The organism is Actinoplanes sp. NPDC049802 (assembly GCF_040656595.1).
In the GTDB taxonomy this organism is placed as follows: domain Bacteria; phylum Actinomycetota; class Actinomycetes; order Mycobacteriales; family Micromonosporaceae; genus Actinoplanes.
Window position 1 is genome coordinate 42,368 of the sequence record NZ_JBFAMR010000028.1, and the last position, 23,680, is coordinate 66,047.

General features: G+C 71.6%; 21 protein-coding genes and 1 pseudogene. 14 read left to right on the plus strand and 8 right to left on the minus strand.

What is annotated here, in order from left to right; genetic code table 11:
• Positions 1-2: 2 nt before the first annotated feature.
• The gene (locus AB0I88_RS20565) at positions 3-560 is read right to left on the minus strand and encodes a hypothetical protein (RefSeq protein WP_361026547.1); all 558 of its coding nucleotides are present in this window, start codon (positions 558-560) and stop codon (positions 3-5) included.
• Between the two features lie 176 nt (positions 561-736).
• Between AB0I88_RS20565 and AB0I88_RS20570 the strand changes: the two genes are divergently transcribed.
• A complete protein-coding gene (locus AB0I88_RS20570; RefSeq protein ID WP_361026550.1) occupies positions 737-1,531 on the plus strand; it encodes a TIGR03084 family metal-binding protein in 795 nt (264 codons plus the stop codon).
• A gap of 145 nt (positions 1,532-1,676) precedes the next feature.
• On the opposite strand, the gene AB0I88_RS20575 is transcribed toward AB0I88_RS20570, so the two are convergent.
• Positions 1,677-1,949, minus strand: coding sequence for a chorismate mutase (locus tag AB0I88_RS20575; protein WP_361026553.1), 273 nt, complete (start codon positions 1,947-1,949; stop codon positions 1,677-1,679).
• Positions 1,950-2,241: 292 nt separating this feature from the next.
• Between AB0I88_RS20575 and AB0I88_RS20580 the strand changes: the two genes are divergently transcribed.
• The 11 genes from AB0I88_RS20580 to AB0I88_RS20630 all read left to right on the plus strand — a co-directional run bounded on the left by AB0I88_RS20580 (position 2,242) and on the right by AB0I88_RS20630 (position 18,890).
• Complete coding sequence (locus tag AB0I88_RS20580; protein ID WP_361026556.1) at positions 2,242-3,351, plus strand: carboxymuconolactone decarboxylase family protein; 1,110 nt, start codon at positions 2,242-2,244, stop codon at positions 3,349-3,351.
• A gap of 30 nt (positions 3,352-3,381) precedes the next feature.
• Positions 3,382-4,356 carry a DUF1702 family protein gene (locus AB0I88_RS20585; RefSeq protein ID WP_361026559.1) on the plus strand — a complete coding sequence of 325 codons (975 nt, stop codon included), beginning with the start codon at positions 3,382-3,384 and terminating at the stop codon, positions 4,354-4,356.
• Between the two features lie 33 nt (positions 4,357-4,389).
• On the plus strand, positions 4,390-5,355 hold the full coding sequence (locus AB0I88_RS20590; protein ID WP_361026562.1) for a DUF1702 family protein: 966 nt from the start codon (positions 4,390-4,392) through the stop codon (positions 5,353-5,355).
• 81 nt (positions 5,356-5,436) lie between these two features.
• Positions 5,437-11,247 (plus strand): type I polyketide synthase, encoded by a 5,811-nt coding sequence (locus AB0I88_RS20595; RefSeq protein WP_361026565.1) that lies wholly within the window; start codon positions 5,437-5,439, stop codon positions 11,245-11,247.
• 1 nt (position 11,248) lies between these two features.
• Positions 11,249-11,698 (plus strand): acyl-CoA thioesterase, encoded by a 450-nt coding sequence (locus AB0I88_RS20600; RefSeq protein ID WP_361026568.1) that lies wholly within the window; start codon positions 11,249-11,251, stop codon positions 11,696-11,698.
• A complete protein-coding gene (locus AB0I88_RS20605; protein ID WP_361026570.1) occupies positions 11,695-12,210 on the plus strand; it encodes a flavin reductase family protein in 516 nt (171 codons plus the stop codon). The genes AB0I88_RS20600 and AB0I88_RS20605 overlap by 4 nt, the downstream gene beginning before the upstream one ends.
• The gene (locus tag AB0I88_RS20610) at positions 12,207-13,565 is read left to right on the plus strand and encodes a cytochrome P450 (RefSeq protein ID WP_361026573.1); all 1,359 of its coding nucleotides are present in this window, start codon (positions 12,207-12,209) and stop codon (positions 13,563-13,565) included. Before AB0I88_RS20605 ends, AB0I88_RS20610 begins: the two co-directional genes overlap by 4 nt.
• Positions 13,566-13,718: 153 nt before the next feature.
• Positions 13,719-15,692 carry a CRTAC1 family protein gene (locus AB0I88_RS20615; protein WP_361026576.1) on the plus strand — a complete coding sequence of 658 codons (1,974 nt, stop codon included), beginning with the start codon at positions 13,719-13,721 and terminating at the stop codon, positions 15,690-15,692.
• On the plus strand, positions 15,689-16,690 hold the full coding sequence (locus AB0I88_RS20620; RefSeq protein ID WP_361026579.1) for an enediyne biosynthesis protein: 1,002 nt from the start codon (positions 15,689-15,691) through the stop codon (positions 16,688-16,690). Before AB0I88_RS20615 ends, AB0I88_RS20620 begins: the two co-directional genes overlap by 4 nt.
• Positions 16,687-17,262 carry a DUF5987 family protein gene (locus tag AB0I88_RS20625; protein ID WP_361026582.1) on the plus strand — a complete coding sequence of 192 codons (576 nt, stop codon included), beginning with the start codon at positions 16,687-16,689 and terminating at the stop codon, positions 17,260-17,262. The genes AB0I88_RS20620 and AB0I88_RS20625 overlap by 4 nt, the downstream gene beginning before the upstream one ends.
• Complete coding sequence (locus AB0I88_RS20630) at positions 17,259-18,890, plus strand: GMC family oxidoreductase (RefSeq protein ID WP_361026585.1); 1,632 nt, start codon at positions 17,259-17,261, stop codon at positions 18,888-18,890. Before AB0I88_RS20625 ends, AB0I88_RS20630 begins: the two co-directional genes overlap by 4 nt.
• A 54-nt stretch (positions 18,891-18,944) precedes the next feature.
• Here AB0I88_RS20630 and AB0I88_RS20635 read toward each other — a convergent pair whose 3' ends face one another.
• Genes AB0I88_RS20635 through AB0I88_RS20650 form a run of 4 tightly spaced genes read right to left on the minus strand, consistent with a single transcriptional unit; the run spans position 18,945 to position 21,291 of the window.
• Positions 18,945-19,385: an SCP2 sterol-binding domain-containing protein gene (locus AB0I88_RS20635; RefSeq protein ID WP_361026588.1), complete on the minus strand. Its 441-nt coding sequence runs from the start codon at positions 19,383-19,385 to the stop codon at positions 18,945-18,947.
• Positions 19,386-19,406: 21 nt separating this feature from the next.
• Positions 19,407-20,261: a maleylpyruvate isomerase family mycothiol-dependent enzyme gene (locus AB0I88_RS20640; RefSeq protein ID WP_361026591.1), complete on the minus strand. Its 855-nt coding sequence runs from the start codon at positions 20,259-20,261 to the stop codon at positions 19,407-19,409.
• The gene (locus AB0I88_RS20645; protein ID WP_361026594.1) at positions 20,258-20,662 is read right to left on the minus strand and encodes a hypothetical protein; all 405 of its coding nucleotides are present in this window, start codon (positions 20,660-20,662) and stop codon (positions 20,258-20,260) included. The genes AB0I88_RS20640 and AB0I88_RS20645 overlap by 4 nt, the downstream gene beginning before the upstream one ends.
• Before the next feature lie 53 nt (positions 20,663-20,715).
• Entirely contained in the window at positions 20,716-21,291 is a 576-nt protein-coding gene (locus AB0I88_RS20650; protein WP_361026597.1) for a flavoprotein, read from the minus strand.
• A gap of 279 nt (positions 21,292-21,570) precedes the next feature.
• On the opposite strand from AB0I88_RS20650, the gene AB0I88_RS20655 reads away from it, so the two are divergent.
• Positions 21,571-21,702 carry a hypothetical protein gene (locus AB0I88_RS20655; RefSeq protein ID WP_361026600.1) on the plus strand — a complete coding sequence of 44 codons (132 nt, stop codon included), beginning with the start codon at positions 21,571-21,573 and terminating at the stop codon, positions 21,700-21,702.
• 175 nt (positions 21,703-21,877) lie between these two features.
• Positions 21,878-22,804, plus strand: coding sequence for an NAD(P)/FAD-dependent oxidoreductase (locus AB0I88_RS20660; protein WP_361026603.1), 927 nt, complete (start codon positions 21,878-21,880; stop codon positions 22,802-22,804).
• Positions 22,805-23,011: 207 nt separating this feature from the next.
• On the opposite strand, the pseudogene AB0I88_RS20665 reads toward AB0I88_RS20660, so the two are convergent.
• Together AB0I88_RS20665 and AB0I88_RS20670 are read right to left on the minus strand one after the other, a co-directional pair.
• Positions 23,012-23,155: pseudogene (locus AB0I88_RS20665) on the minus strand (IS5/IS1182 family transposase); the annotation flags it as partial.
• Between the two features lie 123 nt (positions 23,156-23,278).
• Positions 23,279-23,602, minus strand: a complete 324-nt coding sequence (locus AB0I88_RS20670) for a hypothetical protein (protein ID WP_361026606.1) — start codon at positions 23,600-23,602, stop codon at positions 23,279-23,281.
• Positions 23,603-23,680 lie beyond the last annotated feature (78 nt).

The window sequence follows — 23,680 nt, forward strand, 5'->3', positions numbered from 1 at the left end:
TCTCAGGCCCCCGCGGTGATCAGCCGGGCATCCGTGCGGACGCAGTCGCAGTAGGTCCGCTCCAGTTCCTTCTCGTTGGGCCGCAGGTGCAGATACATCGCGATGAGCATCGGCAGGAAGACCACGGAGTTGTAGAACAGGTGCACCTCAACCCGGGGGTAGATCAGCTGGAGGATGCTCGTGGGCACCGGCTGGCCCCAGAAGTTGTGGTGGATCTGCGCCTGGATCAGCAGCAGCAGGTGTTCGAGGTGGTGCCAGGCCTGGATCGCCAGGGCCACGGTCCACCAGATGCGGGCACGGCCGACGAAGGCCGGCCGCAGCAGGACGAGACCGACCAGCATGATCAGTGCGTAGAGATAGTGCATCCACTCGGACGTGACGAGCCAGGGGTAGAACTGGCCGAGCACACCTCGCGACTGCGGCCGCGGCATGTTCAGCACCCAGATCTGGTAGGCCTGGACGAGGTGCTCGGCCCAGTGGGCGAGCACGATGAGCATGTAGACGCCGAGGGCCGTACGGTGATGATCGCGATTAAGCCAGCGATTGGTCGTCTCGGGCATGGGGTCGTTCCTTTCTGGAGTTGATTCTCTGCCACGTGGCTCTCCTCGAACTCTCCGGCGGTGCGCAATGCGCCGTCACCTTCGGGAATGCGCAATGTGGAGGTAGAAATGCGTTGGGCCCGAATTAGCGTGAGGTTCCTGGATCGACGTGGGAGTGGCAGCTGAGAGGAAACCCGATGACAAAGCCCGACATCTATCTGCAACTGACCGCGGCCGGCGAGGGGATCGACCGTCTCGTCGCCGGTCTCGACGCCTCGGGGTGGACGCGTGTGACGCCCGCTCCGGGCTGGACGGTGGCCCATCAGGTCGCCCACCTGACGGCGACCTTCCAGCTCGCCGAGTTGTCCGTCCGCGCGCCGGAGAAGTTCGAGAAGCTCACCGCCGGGCTCAGCCCCAACTTCGACGCCAACGTCCGCCACGCGATGGCACCTCACCTCGCCGAGCCGCACGACGTGCTGTTCCGGCGCTGGCAGGCGCAGCGCACGGCGGTCGACGAGGCGCTCGCCGCCACGCCGCCGTCCCAGCCGGTGCCGTGGCTGGTCCGTCCGCTGCCCGCCGCCGTGCTGGCGGCCGCGGGCATGATGGAGATCTTCGCGCACGGCCAGGACATCGCCGACGCGCTCGGCGTGCGGCGTGAACCGCCGCCCGGTCTGCGCCACACCGTCGAATTCATCACCCGGACCTGGGACTTCGGATATCAGGCCCGCGGGATCGCGACGCCCGGTGTCCAGCTGCGGTTCGAGGTGACCGCCCCGGACGGGGAGATCTGGGGTCTGGGCCCGGCGGACAGCGACGAACGCATCACCGGACCGGCCGTCGACCTGTGCCTGCTCGCCACGCGCCGCCGGCACCGCGCCGACCTGGCGCTGGCCGCGTCGGGCGCAGAGGCCGACCGGTGGCTGGACATCGCCCAGGCCTACCGCGGACCGGCGGGCGAGGGACGCACCCCCGGACAGTTCGCGGCGGCGTAGCCGCGGTTGCCGTGCTGGCGGCGGTCGCCCGAGCGGCCGCCGCCAGTCGCACGCCCGCCTCCACCGCCGCAGGGGGGACACCACAGAGCGAGGCATCGGCGCGCACGGCAACGCGCGCCGATGCCTCGCCCGGTCGGCCGGGCCGTCAGAGCGGGCCCCGGCCTGCCCGGAGAAGCAGCAACGCCAGCTGGACGCCCTCGGTCCCGATACCTTCCCGGAAACGTTCCAGCACCTGACGCTCGCGGCTCAGCACCAGCCGCGTGCCGCCCGCGGCGAGCCGGGTGGCGCCGATGATCTGCGACAGCTCGGCCCGCTCCCGCCACAGCGCCATCAGCGCGCCGTCGATCTCGTCGATCCGCTGCCGCATGTCGCCGATGTCGTCGACGGCGACCGTATTCGCCTCAGCGATGGATTTCATCATTCCCCTTGATTCGATCCGCTCGGATGAAGCCGCACAAGATTTACGAAACAAACCTTTCTCACCCCCGGCGAGGGCCGTCCTCCCGGCGCCGGGGGCCGGGCCGGAAGACATCGGCCGATGCCGGGCCGAGAAAGGTTCAATGCAGTCTTCCAAGATCACGGCAACCCGGGCTTCTTCCCCCGTGCGTTGTGCCGGCACGCGATTCTTCCGTCGTGCGGCCCGTGTTCGAAAAGGCTCTGCGGCGACGGGAAAGCATTGATACTGGCAATTCCGCGGAAGGGAGATTCCGATGATCGCCGGTCGAGTGGCGGCATCCGCCGTCCAACGCCAGGTCCGTCACGTCACCCCGGTTCCGGCGTCGACCGCGACCGGCCCGGTCGGCCGCACCTACGGGCAGGTGGCCGGGGAGATGCGGCTGGTCATCCCACCGGCTCTGATGCACTCGCCGTCACCGCGGTCCCTGGCCGCCTACTGGATGCTCATGCGCGAGGCGGTGCTGGTCAGCGGTGCCGCCGACCGGGCGAGCAAAGAGGCGGCCGCCACGGCGGTCGCGGTGGCGACGATCTGCCAGTACTGCGTGGACATGCACTCGGTGAGCCTGTACGAGTTCACCGGCGAACACGACGCCGAACGGCTCGCCGCCGACCAGGTCGGGGACATGAACGACCCCCGGATCCGCGCGATCAGCGCCTGGGCCCGCACGGCGCACGAGGCCCCGGGCGCCGTGCCACTGCCGCCCTGGCTCACCCCGGCCGCCCGGGCCGAGCTCATGGGCACCCTGGTCGCGATGCACTACCTGACCCGTACGGTGAACGTCTTCCTGTCCTCCTTCCTGCTGCCACCCGGACTGACCGGCCGGGCCCGGCGCCGCATGAAGCGCGGACTGAGCAGGCTGCTGCGCCCGACCCTGCACGCCCGCCTGGAGCCCGGACTCTCCCTCGACCTGTTGCCACCGGCCCCGCTGCCGGAGGACGCGGGATGGGCGGCGGCCAACCCGTGGATCGCCGGCGCGGTGTCCCGCGCGAGCGCGGCGTTCGACGCGGCCGGCCGGCGCCGGCTGTCGCCCGAGGTCCGTGCCGTCGTCCGCGACCACCTGGACCGGTGGCGCGGCGAGGAGGCCGGGATCTCGACCGCCTGGTGCGAGGACGCGCTGGCCGGGCTCGGCCCCGAGGATCGCGCCACCGGCCGGATGGCGCTGCTCACCGCCGTGTCGTCGCACCAGGTCGGCGACGAGACCATCGCCCTGTTCCGGCGGCACCTGCCCGGCGACGACGCGCTCGTGGAGGTCGTGGGCTGGGCCGCGTTCGAGGCCGCCCGGCGCATCGGCGCCCGGCAGTCGGCGGGCGGCGACGGCGCACGACAGGAGACGCGTCCAGGACCGCCCGCACAACACAATTGATTGATCTCCGGTGATGTCAGGAAGGTCGACATGTCCACACTGATCGGGTCCGTTCGCCGGCTCGTGCTGAGCCCTTCCCTGACCGAGGTGAGCTTCGCCGGCCGTGGCTTCCCGGTGACACCGACCGATGCGACCCGGGCCCTGGAGCGGATCCCGCAGGCCGTGATCTGCGGCTTCGAATGGGGCATCGACATCCGCCGGCTGACCGACCTCACGCTGCGGCTGAACCTGGTCGACGCCGAACTGCGCGGCTTCGCCTACGAGGGCGCGACGATGGCCCTGACCGTCCGCGACGCGATGACCGGCGGCCGGGGCACCCGTGCCAGGGCACTGCTCACCGGCCCCGGGCGGCCGCACACGTTCCTGACGTACATCGGCATCGGGTTCGCCATGGCCCGGCTCCCCCGGCCGTTGTGGCGCACCGTCCTGCCCGACTTGACCGGCACCCCGTACTACCCGGTGATGAGCTGGCTGGCCGTCGACGGGTACGGCTTCGATCGCGCCTACTTCGACACCGAGACCGTGGTGACCCGGCAGCGCCGGCCCGACCCGTACCCGTGGCAGGGCCGTGCCGACTATTTTCCCCGCGCCGTCGACCAGGGCATCGGCCGCGCACTGTGGTTCATCCACGGCGGCGTGCCGGACGCGGTCGGCGCGGCGGTACGCCGGTTCGCCACGGAACGGCACGCCGACCTGTGGAGCGGGGTGGGGCTGGCGGCCACCTTCGCCGGCGGGTGCGACGAGACCGGACTCAAGGCGCTGCGCGAGGACGCCGGCGAGCACCGGCCGCACCTCGCCCAGGGCGCCGTCTTCGCCGCCAAGGCCCGCGACTTCTCCGGCTTCGTCGCCGAGCACACCGCGATCGCGCTGCAGGCCCTGGCCGGACTCTCGGTACCGGTGGCGGCCGCCCTGGCCGACGACGTCAGCCTGAGCGCGGCGGCGTCCGGCGAGCCGGACTACGAGTCCTGGCGGCGGCAGGTCCGCGAGCGCGTCAGCCATGCGTGAGACACCCGACCCAACGCTGAAACGGAGGCCCGCATGCGGGCGTGGCACAGGCTGCGACGACAGATCCTGACACCCGACATCTCGGAGACGAGCGTCGCGGTCCGCAAGTTCCACGTGAAGTCCCCGGACGCGGTGGAGCGGCTGGAGACGGTGGGCAGGTCCTTCCTGGCCGGCTACGGCGCCGCGGCGGCCACCGGCCGCCCGGACGACGTCGCGGCGGCACTCGCCGACCTGTCCGACACCTACCGCGGCTTCGCCTTCGAGGGCGCCGGCATGGCGATGGGCGTCCTGGACGGACTGCCCTTCGGCCACACCCACCACGTACGGGACTTCCTGGCCGGCCCTGGCGCCGCACACATCTACATGGTGTACGTCGGTGTCGGCTGGGCGATGGCCCGCCTGCCCCGGTTCCGCTGGTCCACGCTGTACGCCCCGGACCCCCTGCTGCGCTGGCTGGTCCTCGACGGCTACGGCTTCCACCAGGCCTACTTCCACACCCGGCGGTACGTCCACGAGCATTACCGTGAAGAACGCTTCCCCTGGCCCGCCGGGGGTCCCGCCGGCCACGCCGCCCAGGTCATCGACCAGGGCATCGGACGGGCCACCTGGTTCGTCGGCGGTGCCGACCCGGAGCGGGTGGCCGCCCTGCTGGACGCGTTCCCGGCGTCCCGGCGGGCAGATCTCTACAGCGGCGCCGGACTGGCCGCCACCTACGCCGGCGGGGTCACCCGGGCGGAACTGGAACGGTTCGCCGAGCTGGCCGGTCCCGACCGCGGCGCGGTGGCCCAGGGTGCCGCGTTCGCCGCGCAGGCCCGCCTGCGGGCCGGGCTGGTCGTCCCACACAACGAACTGGCCACCGAGGTGCTCTGCGGCACTGACGTGGTCACCGCGGCGGCGGCCACCGACCGCGCCCGCGAGAACCTCACCGACACCGACATCCCCGCCTACACCGTCTGGCGCAGGCGGATCGCCGCGGCGTTCGCCGCACACACCGGTTGACCGCCCGTCACAGACGCCCGCCCGGCCGGTGCCGGGCCGGCGTCGCACCGCGGCACGCCGCGAAAGGAGTCACCGATCCTCATGTCCCGAATCGCCGTGGTGGGTATGGCGTGTCGCTACCCGGATGCCACCAACTCCAGGGAACTGTTCGACAACGCGATCGCAGGCCGGCGCGCGTTCCGCCGCCTTCCGGACGTCCGGATGCGGCTGGAGGACTACTGGGATCCCGATCCACGAACGCCCGACCGGTTCTACGCCCGGGAAGCCGCGGTCATCGACAATTACCACTTCAATCGGATCGCCTACCGGGTGGCGGGCAGCACGTACCGCTCCACCGACCTGACCCACTGGCTGGCACTGGACACCGCCGCCGACGCGCTCGCCGACGCCGGCTTCCCGATGGCCGAGGGGCTCCCCCGCGACCGTACGGGCGTGATCGTCGGCAATACCCTGACCGGTGAGTTCACCCGCGCCAACGTGCTCCGCCTGCGCTGGCCCTACGTGCAGCGCACGCTGAGCGCGGTGCTGCGCGAGCGCGGCTACGGCGACAGCGAGCTGGGCTCGCTGCTCGACGACCTCGAACGGGTCTACAAGAGCCCGTTCCCCGAGGTCGACGAGGACACCCTGGCCGGTGGCCTGTCCAACACCATCGCCGGACGGATCTGCAACCACTTCGACCTCAAGGGCGGCGGCTACACCGTCGACGGCGCCTGCTCCTCGTCGCTGCTGTCGGTGGCGACCGCCTGCAAGGCCCTGGTCGACGGGGAACTCGATGTCGCGGTGGCCGGCGGGGTCGACCTGTCGATCGACCCGTTCGAGATCATCGGCTTCGCCAAGACCGGCGCGCTGGCCACCGGCGAGATGCGCGTCTACGACCGCGGCTCGAACGGCTTCTGGCCGGGCGAGGGCTGCGGGATGGTCGTGCTCATGCGCGAGGCCGACGCGCACCGCGGCGGGCACCGGATCTACGCCTCGGTGGCCGGCTGGGGCATCTCCTCCGACGGCAAGGGCGGGATCACCCGGCCGGAGACCCGCGGATACCACCTCGCGCTCTCCCGGGCGTACGCCCGCGCCGGTTTCGGCATCGAGACGGTGTCGATGTTCGAGGGTCACGGCACCGGCACCAAGGTCGGCGACTCCAACGAACTGACCGCGCTGACCGAGCACCGGCTGGCCGCCGACCCGTCGGCCCCGCCCGCCGCGATCGGGTCGGTCAAGGCGATGATCGGCCACACCAAGGCCGCCGCCGGCATCGCCGGTCTGATCAAGGCGTCGATGGCGCTGCGCAACGAGGTCATCCCGCCGACCGTCGGGTGCGTCGACCCGCACGAGATCTTCGCCGCGGACAACCCGGCGCTGCGGATCCTGCGCAAGGCGGAGCCGTGGCCGGAGGGCCGGCCGCTGCGCGCCGGTGTTACCGCGATGGGCTTCGGCGGCATCAACACCCACATCGTGCTCGACAGCGGCGAGCCGGCCCGGCGGGTGCGCTACGGCGCCCGCATCGACGCCATGGCGGCCGGCGCGCAGGACGCCGAGCTGCTGGTCTTCGACGCGCTGACCCCGCAGCAGCTTCGCGACCGCGTGGACCGGACCGCACGGTTCGTACCGGCGGTCAGCTATGCCCAGCTGGGCGACCTCGCCGCGACGCTGCACGGCGAACTGCGGGACCTGCCGTGGCGGGCCGCGGTGGTGGTCCGGTCGCCGAATGACGCGACCGATCGGCTGGCGGCCGTGATCGCCGCGATCGACGCCGGCGAGACGTCACTGTCCGCCGACGACGGCCGTACCTCCTTCGGGCACGTCGGCGACGGCCGGATCGGTTTCCTCTTCCCCGGCCAGGGCTCCGGGCGCGGCGTCACCGGTGGCGCCCTGCGCCGCCGGTTCGCCGAGGCCGACCGGGTCTACCGGCGGGCCGCGCTGCCGGCCGGCCCCGACACCGTCGCCACCGAGGTGGCCCAGCCCCGCATCGTCACCGGGTCGATCGCCGGCGAGCGGGTGCTCAGCATGCTCGGCATCGAGGCGCAGGTCGCCGTCGGTCACAGTCTCGGCGAGCTGACCGCGTTGCACTGGGCCGGTGCCCTGGACGCCGAGACGCTGCTGCGCCTGGCCGGGCAGCGCGGCCGCGCCATGGCCGAGCACAGCTCGTCGGGCACGATGGCGAGTCTGGCCATCGGTGCCGAGCAGGCACAGCAGCTGATCACCGGGCTGCCGCTGGTCGTCGCCGGCCACAACGGCCCGGCACAGACCGTGATCGCCGGCGAGGAGGAGGCCGTCGGCGAGGCATGCCGGCGCGCGGCCGACGCGGGCATCGGCGTCACCCGGCTGCCGGTGTCGCACGCCTTCCACTCCCCCTTGGTCGCCGGGGCCGCCGGGGCGTTCGGTGCGCTGCTGCGCGAGGAACGGTTCTTCGAGATCGGCCGGCGGGTCGTCTCCACCGTGACCGGCGCGGCGCTGGCGCCGGAGACCGATCTGGCCGCACTGCTCGAACGGCAGATCACCGAACCGGTCCTGTTCGCCGAGGCGGTCGCCCTGGCCGCCAAGGACGTCGACCTCCTCGTCGAGGTGGGCCCGGGCCGGGTGCTCAGCGGGCTCGCCCGCAACGTGGTCGAGGTGCCCGCGGTCCCGCTGGACACCGACGACGAGTCGTCGGTCGGCCTGCTGCGGGTGCTCGCCGCCGCGTTCGTCGCCGGCGCCACCGCCATCGAGCCCTCGCTCTTCCACGGCCGGCTGCTGCGGCCCCTCGAGGTGGGCACCACGTTCAGCTTCTTCGAGAGCCCCGCCGAGCAGGCGCCCCAGGTCCGGGCGCACCGGCCCGGCGCCCCCACGGAGAGCACACCGGCACCGCCGCGCCCGGCCGACGAGGCGGAACCCTCCGGCGGCGCGCCGGTGGCGGGCGACGACGAGTCGGTGCCCGAGCTGCTGCGGCGGCTCGCCGCCGAACGGGCCGAGCTGCCGGTCGACCTGATCGACATGAGCAGCCGTCTGCTGGACGATCTGCACCTGAGTTCGATCACCGTGGGACAGCTGGTCGGCACCGTGGCCCAGCGCCTGGAGATCTCTCCCACGCTGACCCCCACCAACTTCGCCACCGCGACGCTCGGCGAACTGGCCGAGACCCTCGAGTCGCTGCGCGGTGCCGAGAGGCCGGGGACACCGGTGGCCACGCCCACCGTGACCGGCGCGGCCGACTGGGTCCGGGCCTGGCGCATCGACCTCGACGAGCACACCGTACCGCCCGTGACCGGCGGCGGCGAGCGCGGCGCCTGGCAGGTGCACGCGCCCGGTGACGGCGGCTTCGCCACCACGCTGGGCACGGCGCTGGAGGTCGCCGGGGTCGGCAGCGGTGTCCTCGTCGCACTGCCCGCGGACTGCTCCGAGGAGGATCTGGCCACCGCGCTGACCGGTGCCCGGACCGCGGCCACGGCGCCGGAGAGCAGCCGGTTCGTGCTCGTCCAGCACGGCCGGGGCGCCGCCGGCCTGGCCAAGACGCTACATCTGGAGGCCCCGCAGGTCCGCGTCACCGTGGTCGACACCGCCCCGACGCCGGACGCGGTCAGCCGGATCGTCGAGGACGTCGCCGCCACGACCGGTTTCGCCGAGGTCCGGTACGCCGCGGACGGCACCCGCCGGGTGCCCGTACTGCGGCCCCTGCCGGTTCGCGCGGACCGCACCGTTCCAGCGCTGGGCGACGGTGACGTGCTGCTGGTCACCGGGGGCGGCAAGGGCATCACCGCCGAGTGCGCCCTGGCGATGGCCGAGGACAGCGGCGCCCGGCTCGCCCTGCTCGGCCGATCCGACCCGGCGTCCGATGCCGAGCTGGCGGCCAACCTGGCCCGGCTCGCCGAGCGCGGCGTCACCGCCGCGTACGAGCGGGCCGACGTCACCGACCCCGCCGAGGTCCGGGCCGCGGTCGGCAGGCTGGCCGAGCGGCTCGGCGGCCCGGTCACGGCGATCCTGCACGGTTCCGGGCGCAACGAGCCGGCCCCGCTGACCGCCGTGCACACCGGCATGCTGCGCGACACGCTCGCGCCCAAGGTCGACGGCCTGCGCCACGTGCTGGACGCCGTCGACCCCGGCGAGCTGCGCCTGCTGGTGGGGCTGGGCAGCATCATCGGCCGGGCCGGCCTGCGCGGGGAGGCGCACTACTCGGTGGCCAACGAGTGGCTGGCTGACCTGATCACCCGCTACGGTGCCGACCACCCGTCGTGCCGCACGCTGGTGCTGGAGTGGTCCGTCTGGTCCGGCGTCGGCATGGGCGAGCGGCTGTCCGTCGTCGAGGCTCTGAATCGTCAGGGCATCACGGCGATCACACCGGACCAGGGCCTGGCGATCCTGCGGCGGCTGCTGGCCGACCCCGAGGCACCGGGCACGGTGGTCATCAGTGGGCGCACCGGTGGGATCGACACCGTGGCACGCGATCAGAAGCCGCTGCCGTTGCTGCGGTTCGTGGACCGGTCGCTGGTGCGCTACGACGGCGTGGAACTGGTCGTCGAGACCGACCTCAACGCCGGCACCGACCCCTACCTGGCCGATCACTTGCTCGACGGCAACATGCTGTTCCCCGCCGTCCTGGGCCTGGAGGCCATGGCGCAGGTGACCACGGCCCTGACCGGGTGGACCGAACCGCCGGCGATCAGCGACGCGGTCTTCTCCCGGCCGATCGTGGTGCCGCCGAACGGGTCGACCACGATCCGGATAGGCGCGGTACGCACCGACGACGACGTGGTCGACGTGGTCGTCCAGAGCGCCGAGACCGGCTTCACCGCCGAGCACTTCCGCGCCCGGCTGCACCGTCACGCCGAGGGCGCGCCCGACGGCCCGCCGGCGCAGGTGGACGAGAGCCTGCCGCCGGTGCCGCTCGACCCGGCCGCCGAACTCTACGGTGGCCTGCTGTTCCAGGGCACCCGGTTCCAGCGGCTGCGTTGCTACCGCCGGGCCGCGGCCCGCGACGTCGAGGCCGTGGTCGAGGCTCTGCCCGGCACCGGCTGGTTCGCCGGCTTCCTGCCCGGTGAGCTGCTCCTTGGTGACCCCGGCGTGCGGGACGCCCTGATGCACGGGTTGCAGGTCTGCGTCCCGGACGCCACCCTGCTGCCGGTACGGGTCGACCGGATCGACCCGGCCGGGAAGCGGCTGCCGGAGCAGACCGAACTGCGCTTCTGCGCCACCGAGCGCAGCCGGGACGGCGACGAGTACGTGTACGACATCGCGCTGCGCGACCCCGCCGGCACCGTCGTCGAACGCTGGTCCGGCCTGCACCTGCGCGCGGTGCGCAAGCGGGACGGCAAGGGGCCGTGGCCGCCGGCGGTGCTGGGATCCCTGCTGGAGCGGGGGCTCGGCGACGTGGCCGGAATCCGGGCCGCGGTCGTGGTCGAGCCGGACGCTGCGGGTGACGAGACCGGTGACGAGGTGACCACGCGGCGCCGGCGGACGGCCCGCGCAGCCGACCGGACACTGGGCCGGCCCGCTGGCCTGCGGCATCGGGCCGACGGCCGGCCGGAGATCGACGAGGGCTCGTTCAGCGCGGCGCACGGTGCCGGGCTCACCCTCGCGGTGGCCGGCTCCGGCATGCTCGGTTGTGACCTCGAACCGGTCGTGACCCGGCCGGCGGAGGACTGGCGGCAGCTGCTCGGACGCCATCATCCGCTGGCCGAGCGGATCACCGCGGCCGGTGCCGAGTCGCCCGACGTCGCCGCGACCCGGGTCTGGGCGGCGGTGGAGTGCCTGCGCAAGGCCGGGCACTCGGCGGACGCGCCGATCGTCCTCGGCACGTCCGACCGGCCCGGCTGGGTCGTGCTGACCTCCGGACGGGCCCGCATCGGTGTGGTGGTGACCACCGTTCGCGGTGATGAGCCGCCGGTGGTGTTCGCAGTGCTCGCGGAGGAGAGCAGGTGACATGAACGACTACTTCGAGTACCGGCACGTCGTGGGGTTCGAGGAGACCAACCTCGTCGGCAACGTCTACTACGTCAACTATCTGCGCTGGCAGGGCCGGGCCCGCGAACTGTTCCTGAAGGAGCGGGCAGGCGCGGTCCTGGACGACCTGCGCGACGACCTCAAGCTGTTCACGCTCAAGGTGGACTGCGAGTTCTTCGCCGAGATCTCCGCCTTCGACGAGCTGTCGATCCGGATGCGGCTGCTCGAGCTGGGCCAGACCCAGCTGCAGTTCGGTTTCGACTACGTGCAGCTCACGCCCGGTGGCGGGGAGACCTTGGTGGCCCGTGGCATGCAGCGGGTGGCGTGCATGCGCGGCCCGAACACACGGACGGTGCCCACCCGGGTACCGGACTCGTTGGTGCAGGCCCTCGAGCCGTACACGCACCATCTGGCGAGGGCTCGGTCATGACCGGCCTGCGGGCGGACGTCCCGGCCTCCCGGGCACAGGACAGCACCGCGCTGCGGCGGACGTTCGGCGCGTTCTGCACCGGCGTCACCGTGGTCACCGTCGGCGGCGAGCAGCCGCGCGGCATGACGGCGAACAGCTTCACCGCCGTCTCACTCGATCCGGCGCTCGTCCTGGTCTGCGTCGCACGGGACGCCGTCATGCACGAGCTGCTGCTGCGCAACGACATGTTCGGCATCTCGGTGCTCAGCGCCACACAGGAGCAGATCGCCCGGCACTTCGCGAGCCGGCGGCCGCGCGGCGCCGAGCAGTTCGCCTTCGTCGACACGCTGACCGGCGAACTGTCCGGCGCTCCGATGATCGCCCGTGCCGCGGCCCACTTCGAATGCCGGCTGTGGCGCACGTACGACGGCGGAGATCACACCATCGTCGTCGGGCGGGTGCTGGCCATCGGCGGCGCGAGCGACGAGGACGTGCTGTTCTTCCTGCGCGGCCGGTTCGGGAGCGCGGCATGACCGCGATCGCGACGGCGGCGGGACGGACGCCTCCGGGGCCGTCGCGGGCGGCGGCGCTGAGCATGCTGGCCCTGATGAACCGCGATCGGCTGGCCATGATGACCGGCGCGGCGCGACGGTGGGGCGACGCGTCCCGACTGCCCGTGGGGCACAAGACGCTCTACTTCTTCAACCACCCCGACCACGCCAAGCACGTGCTCGCCGACAACGCGGCGAACTACCGCAAGGGGATCGGCCTGGTGCACGCACGGCGCGCGCTCGGTGACGGTCTGCTGACCAGCGAGGGCGACCTGTGGCGGGAACAGCGCAAGGTCATCCAACCGGCGTTCCAGAGCCGGCGCGTCGCCCAGCAGGCCGACGCGATCGCGGCCGAGGGTGCCCGGCTGGTCGGCCGGCTGAGCGGCCGCATCGGCACCGGGCCGGTCCGTATGGTGGACGAGCTGACCTCGCTGACGCTGGGCGTGCTCGGGCGCACCCTGCTCGACGTCGACCTGCACGCGTTCGAGCGGATCGGCAGCGATTTCGGTGCCGTGCAGGATCAGGCGATGTTCGAGCTGGCCACGCTCAGCATGGTGCCGATGTGGATTCCGCTGCCACACCAGGTGCGGTTCCGCCGGGCCCGGCGCCGGTTGTCGGGGATCGTCGACCGGCTGGTGGCGGAGCGGCGGGCCCGGGCCGACGGCACCGACGACGTGCTGTCGCGGCTGATGACCTCGACCGGGCGGGAGCCCGACCCGCGGGTCGGGCAGGCCCGTCTGCGAGACGAACTCGTCACGTTGCTGCTGGCCGGGCACGAGACGACGGCCAGTACGCTGAGCTGGTCCCTGCACCTGCTGGACCGGCACCCGTGGGCTTGGGAACGGGTGCACGCCGAGGCACGCGAGGTGCTCGGCGACCGGCTGCCCGACCACCGTGACCTGGCCGGCCTCCGGTACACCCACGCGGTGATCGAGGAGGCCATGCGCCTGTACCCGCCGGTGTGGCTGCTGCCCCGGATCGCGGTGCAGGCGGACGTCGTCGGCGGCTACCGCGTGCCCGCCGGGGCGGACGTGTTGATCTCGCCGTACACGCTGCACCGCGACCCACGGTTCTGGGACCGGCCGGACAGCTTCGCACCGGACCGGTTCGCCGCCGGCACCAGCACGGACCGGCCCCGCTACGCCTACATCCCGTTCGGCGCGGGACCGCGGTTCTGCGTCGGCAACCACCTCGGCATGCTGGAGGCCGTCCTGGTCCTCGCCATGCTCTGCCGCGACCTGCGCCTGACCGGTGTGCCGGGGGAGCCGGTCGTCGCCGAACCGATGCTCTCGCTGCGGATCCGCGGCGGCCTGCCGGTGACGGTGCACCAGGCCTGAGCGGCCCGGGCGTGCCGGACCGCATGGCACGAGAAGCAATACGTACGGCCGTCGGCCGACGATGAAACAGGACCGCCGGTGTCCGCTCCCGGATCGGATCGACTCTCCGAAATCGCGCCGTGGCGATCCCGCGCGTCTACGTAAGGGGGAACCTTGCCTACCCAACCAGCCGGACTCCTGCGCCGGCTCCTGCCCTCGCTCTTCGTCGTACTGCTGGTCGGCGCGCTGTATCTGATCGCACAGACGCCGACCGCGTCGGCGAGCGCGCGCCACGAGATCGCCTCGCGGTACCGGTTCACCGGTCTGCCGATCGCGCTGCCTCCCGGACTGCCGCACAACACCGTGCGCCGGGTCAACACCGACTACGAGCACATTCGCTCCTGGGTCTCCTCGGTCGGCGCGGCGATCGCCATCAATGACCTCACCGGTGCCGGCACCGCCCAGGACCTGTGCTTGGTCGACACCCGCAGCGACGCGGTCGTCGTCACGCCGGCGCCCGGCACCGGTGACCGCTTCGCACCGTTCGTGCTCGACCCGGCGCCGCTGCCGACCGGTCCGGGTGTCGCGCCGATGGGCTGCAATCCGGGCGACTTCAACCAGGACGGCCGGATGGACCTGCTCACCTATTACTGGGGCCGGACCCCGGTCCTGTTCCTCAACAAGCAGAGCGCGACCGGCCCGCTGAGCAAGGCCAGTTACCGGGCCACCGAGCTGGTGCCGCAGGCGCCCTCGCCGGACGGCACCTACCACGGTCCGCTGTGGAACACCAACGCCGTGGCCGTGGCCGACTTCGACAGTGACGGCCACCCCGACATCGGCGTGTTCAACTACTTCCCGGACAGCGGGGTGCTCGACCCCGACTCGCCGGCCAACGTCAGCATGAATCACTCGATGTCGCGGGCGGAGAACGGCGGCGGCGCGCACATTCTTCGCTGGATCGCGGCCACCGGCGGCGACGAGCCCTCGGCGAGCTATCGCGAGCAACCGGGCGCCATCGACCCGGCCAAGGCCTCGGGGTGGACGCTGGGTTCGGCCTCGGCCGACCTCGACGGCGACATGCTGCCCGAGCTGTACCTGGCCAACGACTTCGGCCACGACCACCTGTTCCACAACGTGTCCACCCCGGGCCGGATCAAGTTCGCGAGCACCAGCGGCCGCCGCGGAGCGGCCACGCCCAAGTCGATGGTGCTCGGCCACGACTCGTTCAAGGGCATGTCCGTCGAGTTCGGCGACCTGACCGGCACCGGGCGCTTCGACATGTTCGTCAGCAACATCACGACGAGCTGGGGTATCGAGGAGAGCAACTTCCTCTGGAAGAACACCGCCACCTCCGCGGAGGACGCCAAGGCGAAGCTCAGCTCCGGCGTCGCGCCGTTCGACCAGAAGGCGGCCGACTACGGGATGGCGTTCACCGGTTGGGGCTGGGACGCCAAGATGGCCGACTTCGACAACAGCGGCCACCCCGCGGTCGTCCAGGCCGACGGGTTCGTCAAGGGCACCATCAACCGCTGGTCGTGGCTGCAGGAGCTGGCCATGAGCAACGACCTGATGCTGCAGAACCCGGACATGTGGCCCCACGCCCGCCCCGGCGACGACATCTCGGGGCACGAGGCCCTCGCGTTCTGGGCCCGCGGTGAGGACGGCGCCTTCACCAACATCAGCAAGGAACTCGGCATGGCGGTGCCGGTACCCACCCGCGGCATCGCGGTCGGCGACACCGACGGCAACGGCGGCCAGGACTTCGCTGTGGCGCGCCAGTGGGACGAGCCGATCTACTACCGCAACGACAACCCCGGCGACGGCGACTTCGTCGGCCTGCGGCTGCACCGGCCGGCGCTCGGCGACACCACCGGCGCGGCGACCACCCCGGCGTACGGCGCCAAGGTCCGCCTGACCACGGCGGACGGGCGAACCCAGCTGGCCCAGGTGGACGGCGGCGGGGGCCACAGCGGCCGGCGCAGCTTCGACGTCTTCTTCGGCCTCGGCGCGAACGGCGACCGGCCGGCCACGGCGGAGATCAGCTGGGTCGACCTCGACGGCGGCCGGCATGTCCAGACGCTGGAACTGAATCCCGGCTGGCACGACCTGATGCTCACCGAACAGGCAACGGAGGTAGCGGCGCGATGACGGAACTGGCTCAGGAGAAGACGCTTCCCGATCAGCGGCTCGTCGACCGGGCGGCGCCGCAGTCCCCCGCGGTGCCCGCCGCCCGGCCGCTCGCTCCGCGCGTCGACGGCAACGACCCCCGCTACAAGGCGCTGCGCAACTTCGCCATCTCGATGAGCGTCTTCAACATCCTCGGGTACACCGTCCTCGGCTTCGAACAGCCCTGGACGTGGCCGCTGTTGGCGCTGGCCGTCGGCTACAGCGCCGAGATCCTCATCGAGAAGGTCGCCGCCTGGGCACAGGGCCGCCGGCCGGCGTACGAGGGCCACGGCGCATGGGGCATGTACACGTTCCTGCTGCCGACGCACATCACCGCGCTCGCCTGCAACATGCTCCTGTACGCCAACGTCCACTTCTGGCCGATCGCCTTCGCCGTCGTGGTGGCCATCGGGCAGAAGACGGTCTTCCGCGCGCCGATCAGCGGCCGGATGCGGCACTTCCTCAACCCGTCGAACTTCGGCATCACCATCACCCTGCTGGCCTTCTCGTGGGTGAACATCGCGCCGCCCTACCACTTCACCGAGAACGTGCCGGACATGGTCCGAGTGCTGGTCCCGTTCGTCATCCTCACCGCCGGCACGGTGCTCAACGCGCTGCTCACCAGGAAGGTCCTGCTGATCATGGGCTGGGTCGGCGGCTTCGTGATCCAGGCGCTCATCCGGCACTGGATCTGGGACGTGTCCCTGTGGGGCGCGCTGGTCCCGATCACCGGTGTCGCCTTCGTGCTGTTCACCAACTACATGATCACCGACCCCGGTACGACGCCGTCGTCCGGCCGCGCGATGTTCATGTTCGGTGCCTCGGTGGCCGCGGTGTACGGCGTACTCATGCAGTTCAACGTCGTCTACACGCTGTTCTTCGCGGTGACCATCGTGTGTGTCGCCCGCGGCGCGTACTGGTGGTGCCGCCACCTGCGCGAGCGGTGGCGGCAACCGGCGCTCGCGCAGGCCGCAGTATGAGCGCGCCTGAGCTGCCGGGCGGCCTGGACGAGGACGAGCGGCTGACCCTCGAGGCGTTCGCCGACACGATCATCCCCGGCGAGTGCCGGTATCCGGGCGACCGCGCGATCGCGGGCGCCGCCGCCGGTGGCGGTGCGGTGGCCTCGGGCGCCCTCGATCTGCTGACGTCGGAGGAGGGTGGTATCGCCGGCGTGCTGCCGACGCTGGCGGCCGGTCTCAACGACCACGCGCGGAACCTCGCCGACAAGGAGGGCCTGGTTCTCGAGGACGGTGTCCCGCCGTTCGTCGCGCTGAGCTTCGGCGACCGGTCCCGGCTGGCCGCCGAGTTGACCGTGCCCGAGCACCCGGAGCAGGAGCTCTGGGTGCCGCTGGCCATGTTCAGTTTCATGGCCTGGGACACCGGGGCCGCCACCCACACCATCGAGGCCCTCGCCGCCGGCCATCCTGGGCTGACCGGCATGGGGTTCGCCCCGCCCGGCCCGGACGGACTGTGGCGGTTCCCCGACTTCTCCTACGGCCGGGAGCTGGCCACCATCCATCCGCACACCACCGAGTACGGGGATCCGGCATGAGCATGGACAGCACCGACGTGGTCGTCATCGGCAGCGGCTTCGGCGGCGCCATCCCGGCGTACCGGCTGGCGGCCGGCGGCGCGCGGGTCACGGTGCTCGAGCGGGGCCCCTGGCTGACCGCCGCCGATTTCGACCACGATTTCAAGTTCGGCGGTCCGGCCACCCGGGCCTTCGAGTTCACGCTCGGCGAGGGCATGAACGTGCTGGGCGGCAACTGCGTCGGCGGCGGGAGCGTGGTCTACTTCGCGGCCACGCCCCGCGCGCCGGGTTACACGTTCGAGCGCCAGGGCAGTCTCGGCCGCCGGATGTGGCCGCGCGCGATCGACCGCACCGCACTCGACCCGTACTACGACATGGTGTGCGAGTCACTGCCGGTGACCCGGCAGGACTGGAACGACGTCACCTACGCGGGCGGGCTGTTCGCCGCGGCGTGCGACCATGCGGGGCGCACGGCCAACCCGGTGCCGGCCGCCATCGACCGGGACCTGTGCACCAACTGCAACTGGATGATGTCGGGTTGCCGGTTCGACGCCAAGCGGTCCCTGTTGCTGAACTACCTGCCGGCCGCGGTGGACCACGGCGCCACCATCCGGGCGCTGCACGAGGTGCAGCGGATCACCCGGACCGAGGGCGGTTATCGGGTGCACTACAACACCGTGGACGAGGTGGACTACCGGGTCGTCACGGGCAGCGGCACGATCGACTGCCGGCTGGTCGTCGTGGCCGCCGGCACGGTCGCCACCCCGGTCATCCTGCAGCGGTCCGAGGAGGACCTCGGTGAGATGCCGTACGCCGTCGGCCGGTATTTCTCCGGCAACGGCGAGCGGCTGAACACCGCGGTCGTCGACGAGGGCAAGGTACGCGAGCTGTTCGGGTTGAGCCGGCCGGACGGGCGGGCGTACGAGGCGTACCAGATCGGCAAGGGGCCGGTCACCGCCACCTGGGACAAACTCGACGGCTCGCTGCCTGAGTTCAGCCGCCACTCCCTGGAACAACTCTATTTCCCGCCCGGCTTCGGCACGATCCTGGCGCAGGTGGCCGGCACCGACGGGCCCAGCAGCTGGTTCGGTGTGGACAAGAAGGAGATGTTGCGCCGCTGGCAGTCCTGGATGACGGTGTTCATCATGTCCGAGGACGACAACGAGGGTGTCTTCGGCCCGCCGCCGGAGACCGGCAACGCCGACCGGGTGTCGCAGCAGATGCTCAGCCGCGGGACGCTTAGCTACCGGCCCACCGCGAACACCCGGGCCGGCTGGGCACGGGCCGACGCGGACGTCCGCGACATCCTCGAGCGCGACGGCCTGGCCACGGTGATGCCGTGGTCGGACGATGTGATCGGCGCCTACACCGTGCACCCGCTGGCCTCGTGCCGCATCGGCGACGACCCCGGCACCTCCGCGCTGGACGACCGCAACGAGCTGCGCGGCCATCCGGGCATCTTCGTCACCGACGGGTCCGCCGTGCCGGGCGCGCTCACGGTCAACCCGGCCCTGACCATCTCGGCGCTGGCCGAACGGGCCGTGCCGGGCATCGTGGAGGCGGCCCGGGCTCGCGGGGTGCCGGTACGCTACGTCACCGAACCGCCCGCGCGGCGCCGCAGCACCAGCGGGTTCCGCGAGCCGGTCTGACACACGACGGCGGCCCGCCCTGACTTCCGGGGCGGGCCGCCGTCGTGTGTGCGATCAGGGCCGGGGCACGTCGAACAGCGCCGGGAAGCGGTTGACCAGGCCGAGGTCGCCCCGGGCGCGCAGCTTGCCGCGCAGGAACAGCATCCGGGCGCCCGCGTTGCCGGTGGTCATCTTGACGAAGTCGAGGGCGTCGAGCCACAGGGTCAGCTGCGGTGCCTGTGTGCCCGGGTCCCGCACCACGCAGCGTCCTCCGGCGATGTGCAGCTCGAAGACGTCCTCGCCGCCGTCCGGCCGGCCGGTGACACGCCAGTGCACGACGATGTCCAGCGTGCCCGCGCGGTCCGCCCGGAACACCTCCGGCATGCCCTCGACCAGCGGCACCAGGACGTCGTCCCGGGATTCGGTGAGGAGCCGGCGCAGGTCGTCGTCCGGCGCCTGTTTCACCCATGTCGCGAATGCGGCCCGGCCCTCGGCCGGGTTGATCTTCATCACCATTTCTCTCCTCCTTCCGGGAGGTCAGTTGCGCGGCATGTGGACGAAGCGGAGAAACGACGGCAGCAGCCACGGCCGCGGCCCGCCGACCACGACGTCCCGGCGGACCATGGCACGTGCGGCGCTCAGCCGCCCGAACAGCATGAGGTTGAGGCGGGACGGCCGGAACGTCACCCGTACGTCGGCCGGATCACCCGCGCCGCTGACGTGCACCCGCCCGTCGCGCAGCACCAGGCCGACCGGTGCGGTGTACGACGAGCGGAACTCCACGCCGATGGTGCGCTTCGGCGGGCGGCCGCCGTGGTCGAGGAGCACTCCGTAGTCGTGCCGGATCATGCCGACCAGGAACTCCTCGAGGAAGGTCGCGGCCTCGTGGTCCGGCATCGGCCAGGGCCGGCGGAGCGCACCGGCCATGTCCCAGCCGTGCACCAGGAACTCGTTGACCAGATGGGCCAGCACGCCGATGACCGGCACCCGGGAGCCGCCGAGCCAGGGCACCGGGCGCTCCGGGTCGGCCGCGACGGTCGCGGCCAGGAGCCGGTGCACCGCGTCGTGCAGGGCGTCGGCCAGCCTCTCGGGATCCCGCTGCGGCAACTGGTCGAGAACAACGGCATTGGTACGCCGTACGGTGTCGACGTTGGTGCGGGCGAGCAGTGCGGCGAGGCCGTCGACCGGCGGCCCGGGGGCGGCGGGGTCGAACACGGTCGTGTACCAGGAGGCGATGGACAGCACGTGGGCCGCCGAGTCGGCCACCGTCCACTCCCGTGTGGCCATCGCCGACCCGGCTGGTCCCGCGTGGCGCACCAGAGACACGAAACGGTCGCCGCTGTCGCGGGTGGCTCGCCGGACCCGCTCCCACCGCCGGTCGAGTGCGGTCACGCCTCCGGCTCGGACGTCCGCACGTGCAGGGACCGCTCCCGCGCGTTGCGGCGCACCGTCCGCCCGGTCTCGTTCAGTTCCTTCTCCGGACTGAACATGAGCACCTCGGTGCCGGCCCGGTGCTTGAGCGGCGTGTGGCCCGGCGGGGTGTAGAACGCCTCACCGGCGTTGTAGACCTCGTCGGTGTCGCCGACCCGGACGGTCATGCTGCCCTTGAAGACGTATCCCCAGTGCGGCGACTGGCAGCGGTCGTTCGGCAGTCCCTTGAGCAGCGGGGTGGCGTCGATGTCCTCTTCGAACAGGGTGAAGTTGGCCGAGTAGCCGTCGAGGATCTCGAAACGATCCTTGACCGTGCCCACCTCCTCGGACTTGGTGGCACTCTCGCGCGAGACCTTCGGCATGTCCATCAGCTCCTTCGTCGGCTCGACCGCATCCGGGTCAGATGTGGGTCACGTTAAGCGCTGCGCCGTACCGGACCCTCTTCCAAGCTGCGCATCACGTGCGCCACGACGGTGGGCACGACGTCACCCGGGATCTCCCCCACACCGGACCCCGGCGTCCGGCTGGCGCGCGAGGTGCCGGGCGCGGGCGTCAGCACGTGGTGCCCGTCGGCGCGGAGGGTCTCGACCGCCCGGCGGACGGCCGGGCTGGTCCACATGCGCACGTTCATGCACGGCTGGAAGTAGACGCCGGGGCCGTGGGTGAGGATCAGGGCGGTCACCAGGGTGTCGGCGATGCCGGCGGCGGCCTTGGCCAGGGTCGTCGCGGTGGCCGGCGCCACCACGAGGGTGTGCGCCCGCTGCAGCAGGGTCACGTGCAGCGGTTCGCTGGTCCAGTCGTCGTCGGTGTACACCCGGATCGGCAGCTCGGGGACGAACAGCGCCGCCGCGGTCCGGGTGGCGGCCACGGTGACGTCGTCGGCGTAACGCTGGGCCTGCTCGACCAGCCGGCCGGTGGAGACGGCCGCGCTGGATCCGCACACGCAGAGCACGAGCGAGCCCAGCGGAGCCGTCCGGATGCCGGTTGTCATCTGTTCACCTCTTCCGCATCGCCCCTGCAGACGAACCTTCGCCGACGTGGCGAGGGCCGGTCGGTGGTCCGGGCGGCCCCGGCCCTCACCAGGGTCGGAAAGATTCGCCCGATCGCCCTCAGAATGGGAATGGTTCACTCTCGAATCCACTCCCGTATTGCTGGGTACGGATACGTGCCATCGCATTTTTGGAGTGGCCCGGTGCGCCACTGTTGCCGCATTGTTAATGTCACGGCGGGGGAATCCGAATCACCCCGGCAAACAAATCTGGAGGATGTCATGGAGAGCATGACCGCAGTGCTGGCCGCGACCGACGAGCAGCTTCTGACCGCCGCGGACGCGGCCGCGATCGACTTCCGCGACGAGGCTCTCGCCCCGTCGATCGTGCTCGGAGAGCCCTGCGAGAACTGATCCACTGATCGCAGCTGAATGATGGTGCCGCATACGCGGCACCATCATTTGCGTTTCCCGACGGTTCTCCCGGGCGCCCCGAGGGCATGGTGCGCAATCCTAAAGACGTGCGGCCGCGCGGCGACCGAGATCCTGACCCGGTACGTACGTCCAGCGACCCTGAGAGGAGGTCCCCGTGTTCGATGTGATCGTCGTCGGAGGCGGTCCGGCCGGCCTGTCCGCTGCACTCACCCTCGGCCGCGCTGTCCGGACCACCCTGTTGATCGACTCCGCCGAATACCGGAACGCGCCGGCCGAGGAGATGCACAACTTCCTGACCCGGGACGGGACGCCCCCGAGCGAGCTGCGCGCGATCGCCCGCGCGGAACTCGGCCGGTACCCCACTGTCGAGATCCGCGACGCGGCGGTGGACAACGCGCGGGCCGTGGAGGGCGGCGAGGGATTCGAGCTGTCCCTGGCGGACGGTGACACCGTGCAGGCGCGTCGACTGGTGCTCGCCACCGGGCTGGCCGACGACCTGCCGCCCATCGACAACATCCGCGAGCTGTGGGGACGCGGCGTGTACCACTGCCCCTACTGCCACGGGTACGAGACCCGCGGCACCCCGATCGCCGTCCTGGACGCCGATCCCGTCATGGTCGGCCTCGCACTGCATCTGCGGCGTTTCAGCGACGACGTGGTGCTGTGCGCCAACGGAGGCGGGGATCAGCTCGACGAGCAGACCCGGGCGCGGCTGGCGGCCAACGGCGTACCGGTCCGTTTCGAGAAGGTCGTCCGGCTGGAGTCGGCCGGCGGCGAGTTGGAGAGCGTGGTCTTCGACTCGGGTGCGCCGCTGCCCCGGCGTTCCCTGTTCGCCCAGTCGCGGTTCGGGCAGCGGTCGAAGATCCCGGCCCAGCTGGGGTGCCGCCTGCTGCCGGACGGCTGCGTCGCGATCTCCGACTTCCACGAGACGAGCGTCCCGGGCGTGTACGCCGCGGGCGACATGGCGCACCGTGAGAGCCTGCCGATGCCGACCCCGTTCGTCATCGTCGCTGCGGCCGGCGGCACCATGGCCGCGATCGCGGCCGACAAGAACCTGGTCGCCACCGACACCGCCATCTGACCGCGCCGACCAGCAAAACGGCCGCCCGTGTTCGCACGGGCGGCCGGTTCGTGTCCGGGCGGTTCAGGTCCGGGCGGTTCAGGTCCGATCAAGATCTTCCAGGCCTTGAGGGTGGTGATCGTCCGTTCGCGGCGGGCGCGGATCCTGGCGTGGGCCCGGCCGACCGCCTTCCGCCGACGTGACGGCTTCGGCCGGAAACGTCGCCGCATGGGCCAGGGCGAGAAGTGCCCGGCGGCCCGGGTTCAGCCGCCGCCATCGAGATCTGCGCTGGTGGCGGTCGGTGCGGATGCGATCGGCGAGGTGGTTCAGGGTCCGGCGGGACAACGAGATCGTGGACGGACAGGACAGCATGGCGAGGCTCCCGGTCGCGGGCATCGGGTGCTGGCCGGTCTGCTGTCCTCCTGGAGCCTCGCCCTCATCGATCACCGCCCCACGCCGATGCGGGCGGACCTGCGAGATCAGGTTGGAAAAGGCTCAGTGGTGGTGGTGATCGTCGTCGTGGTCCACCTCGACCGGCAGTTCCTCGAGGTACTCCACGCGCCGCGGCCGCTCGCAGTACTTGGCGGTGAACGATTCCAGCATGGTGTCCTCGACGGCGACCGTCCGCCGGTGCTCCTCGCGGCTGCGCCACGGGTACATCATGATCAGGTGGTTCGGGTTCTCGTCGTACTGGTAGAAATGGGCGTGCCCGGCCCAGGCCGGGTCGGCGTGCGCATTCGGACCGACGATGTCGTCGAGTTCCTGCATAATCGGAATCGCCTTCTCGACGAATTCCGGCTTGATGAACCAGGTTTCCACGACGGTTACCATTGTGATTTCTCCGCTCTCGCGCTCGAATTTTGTTCCCGATCATCACACGCCTTTTCCGGCGCTTCT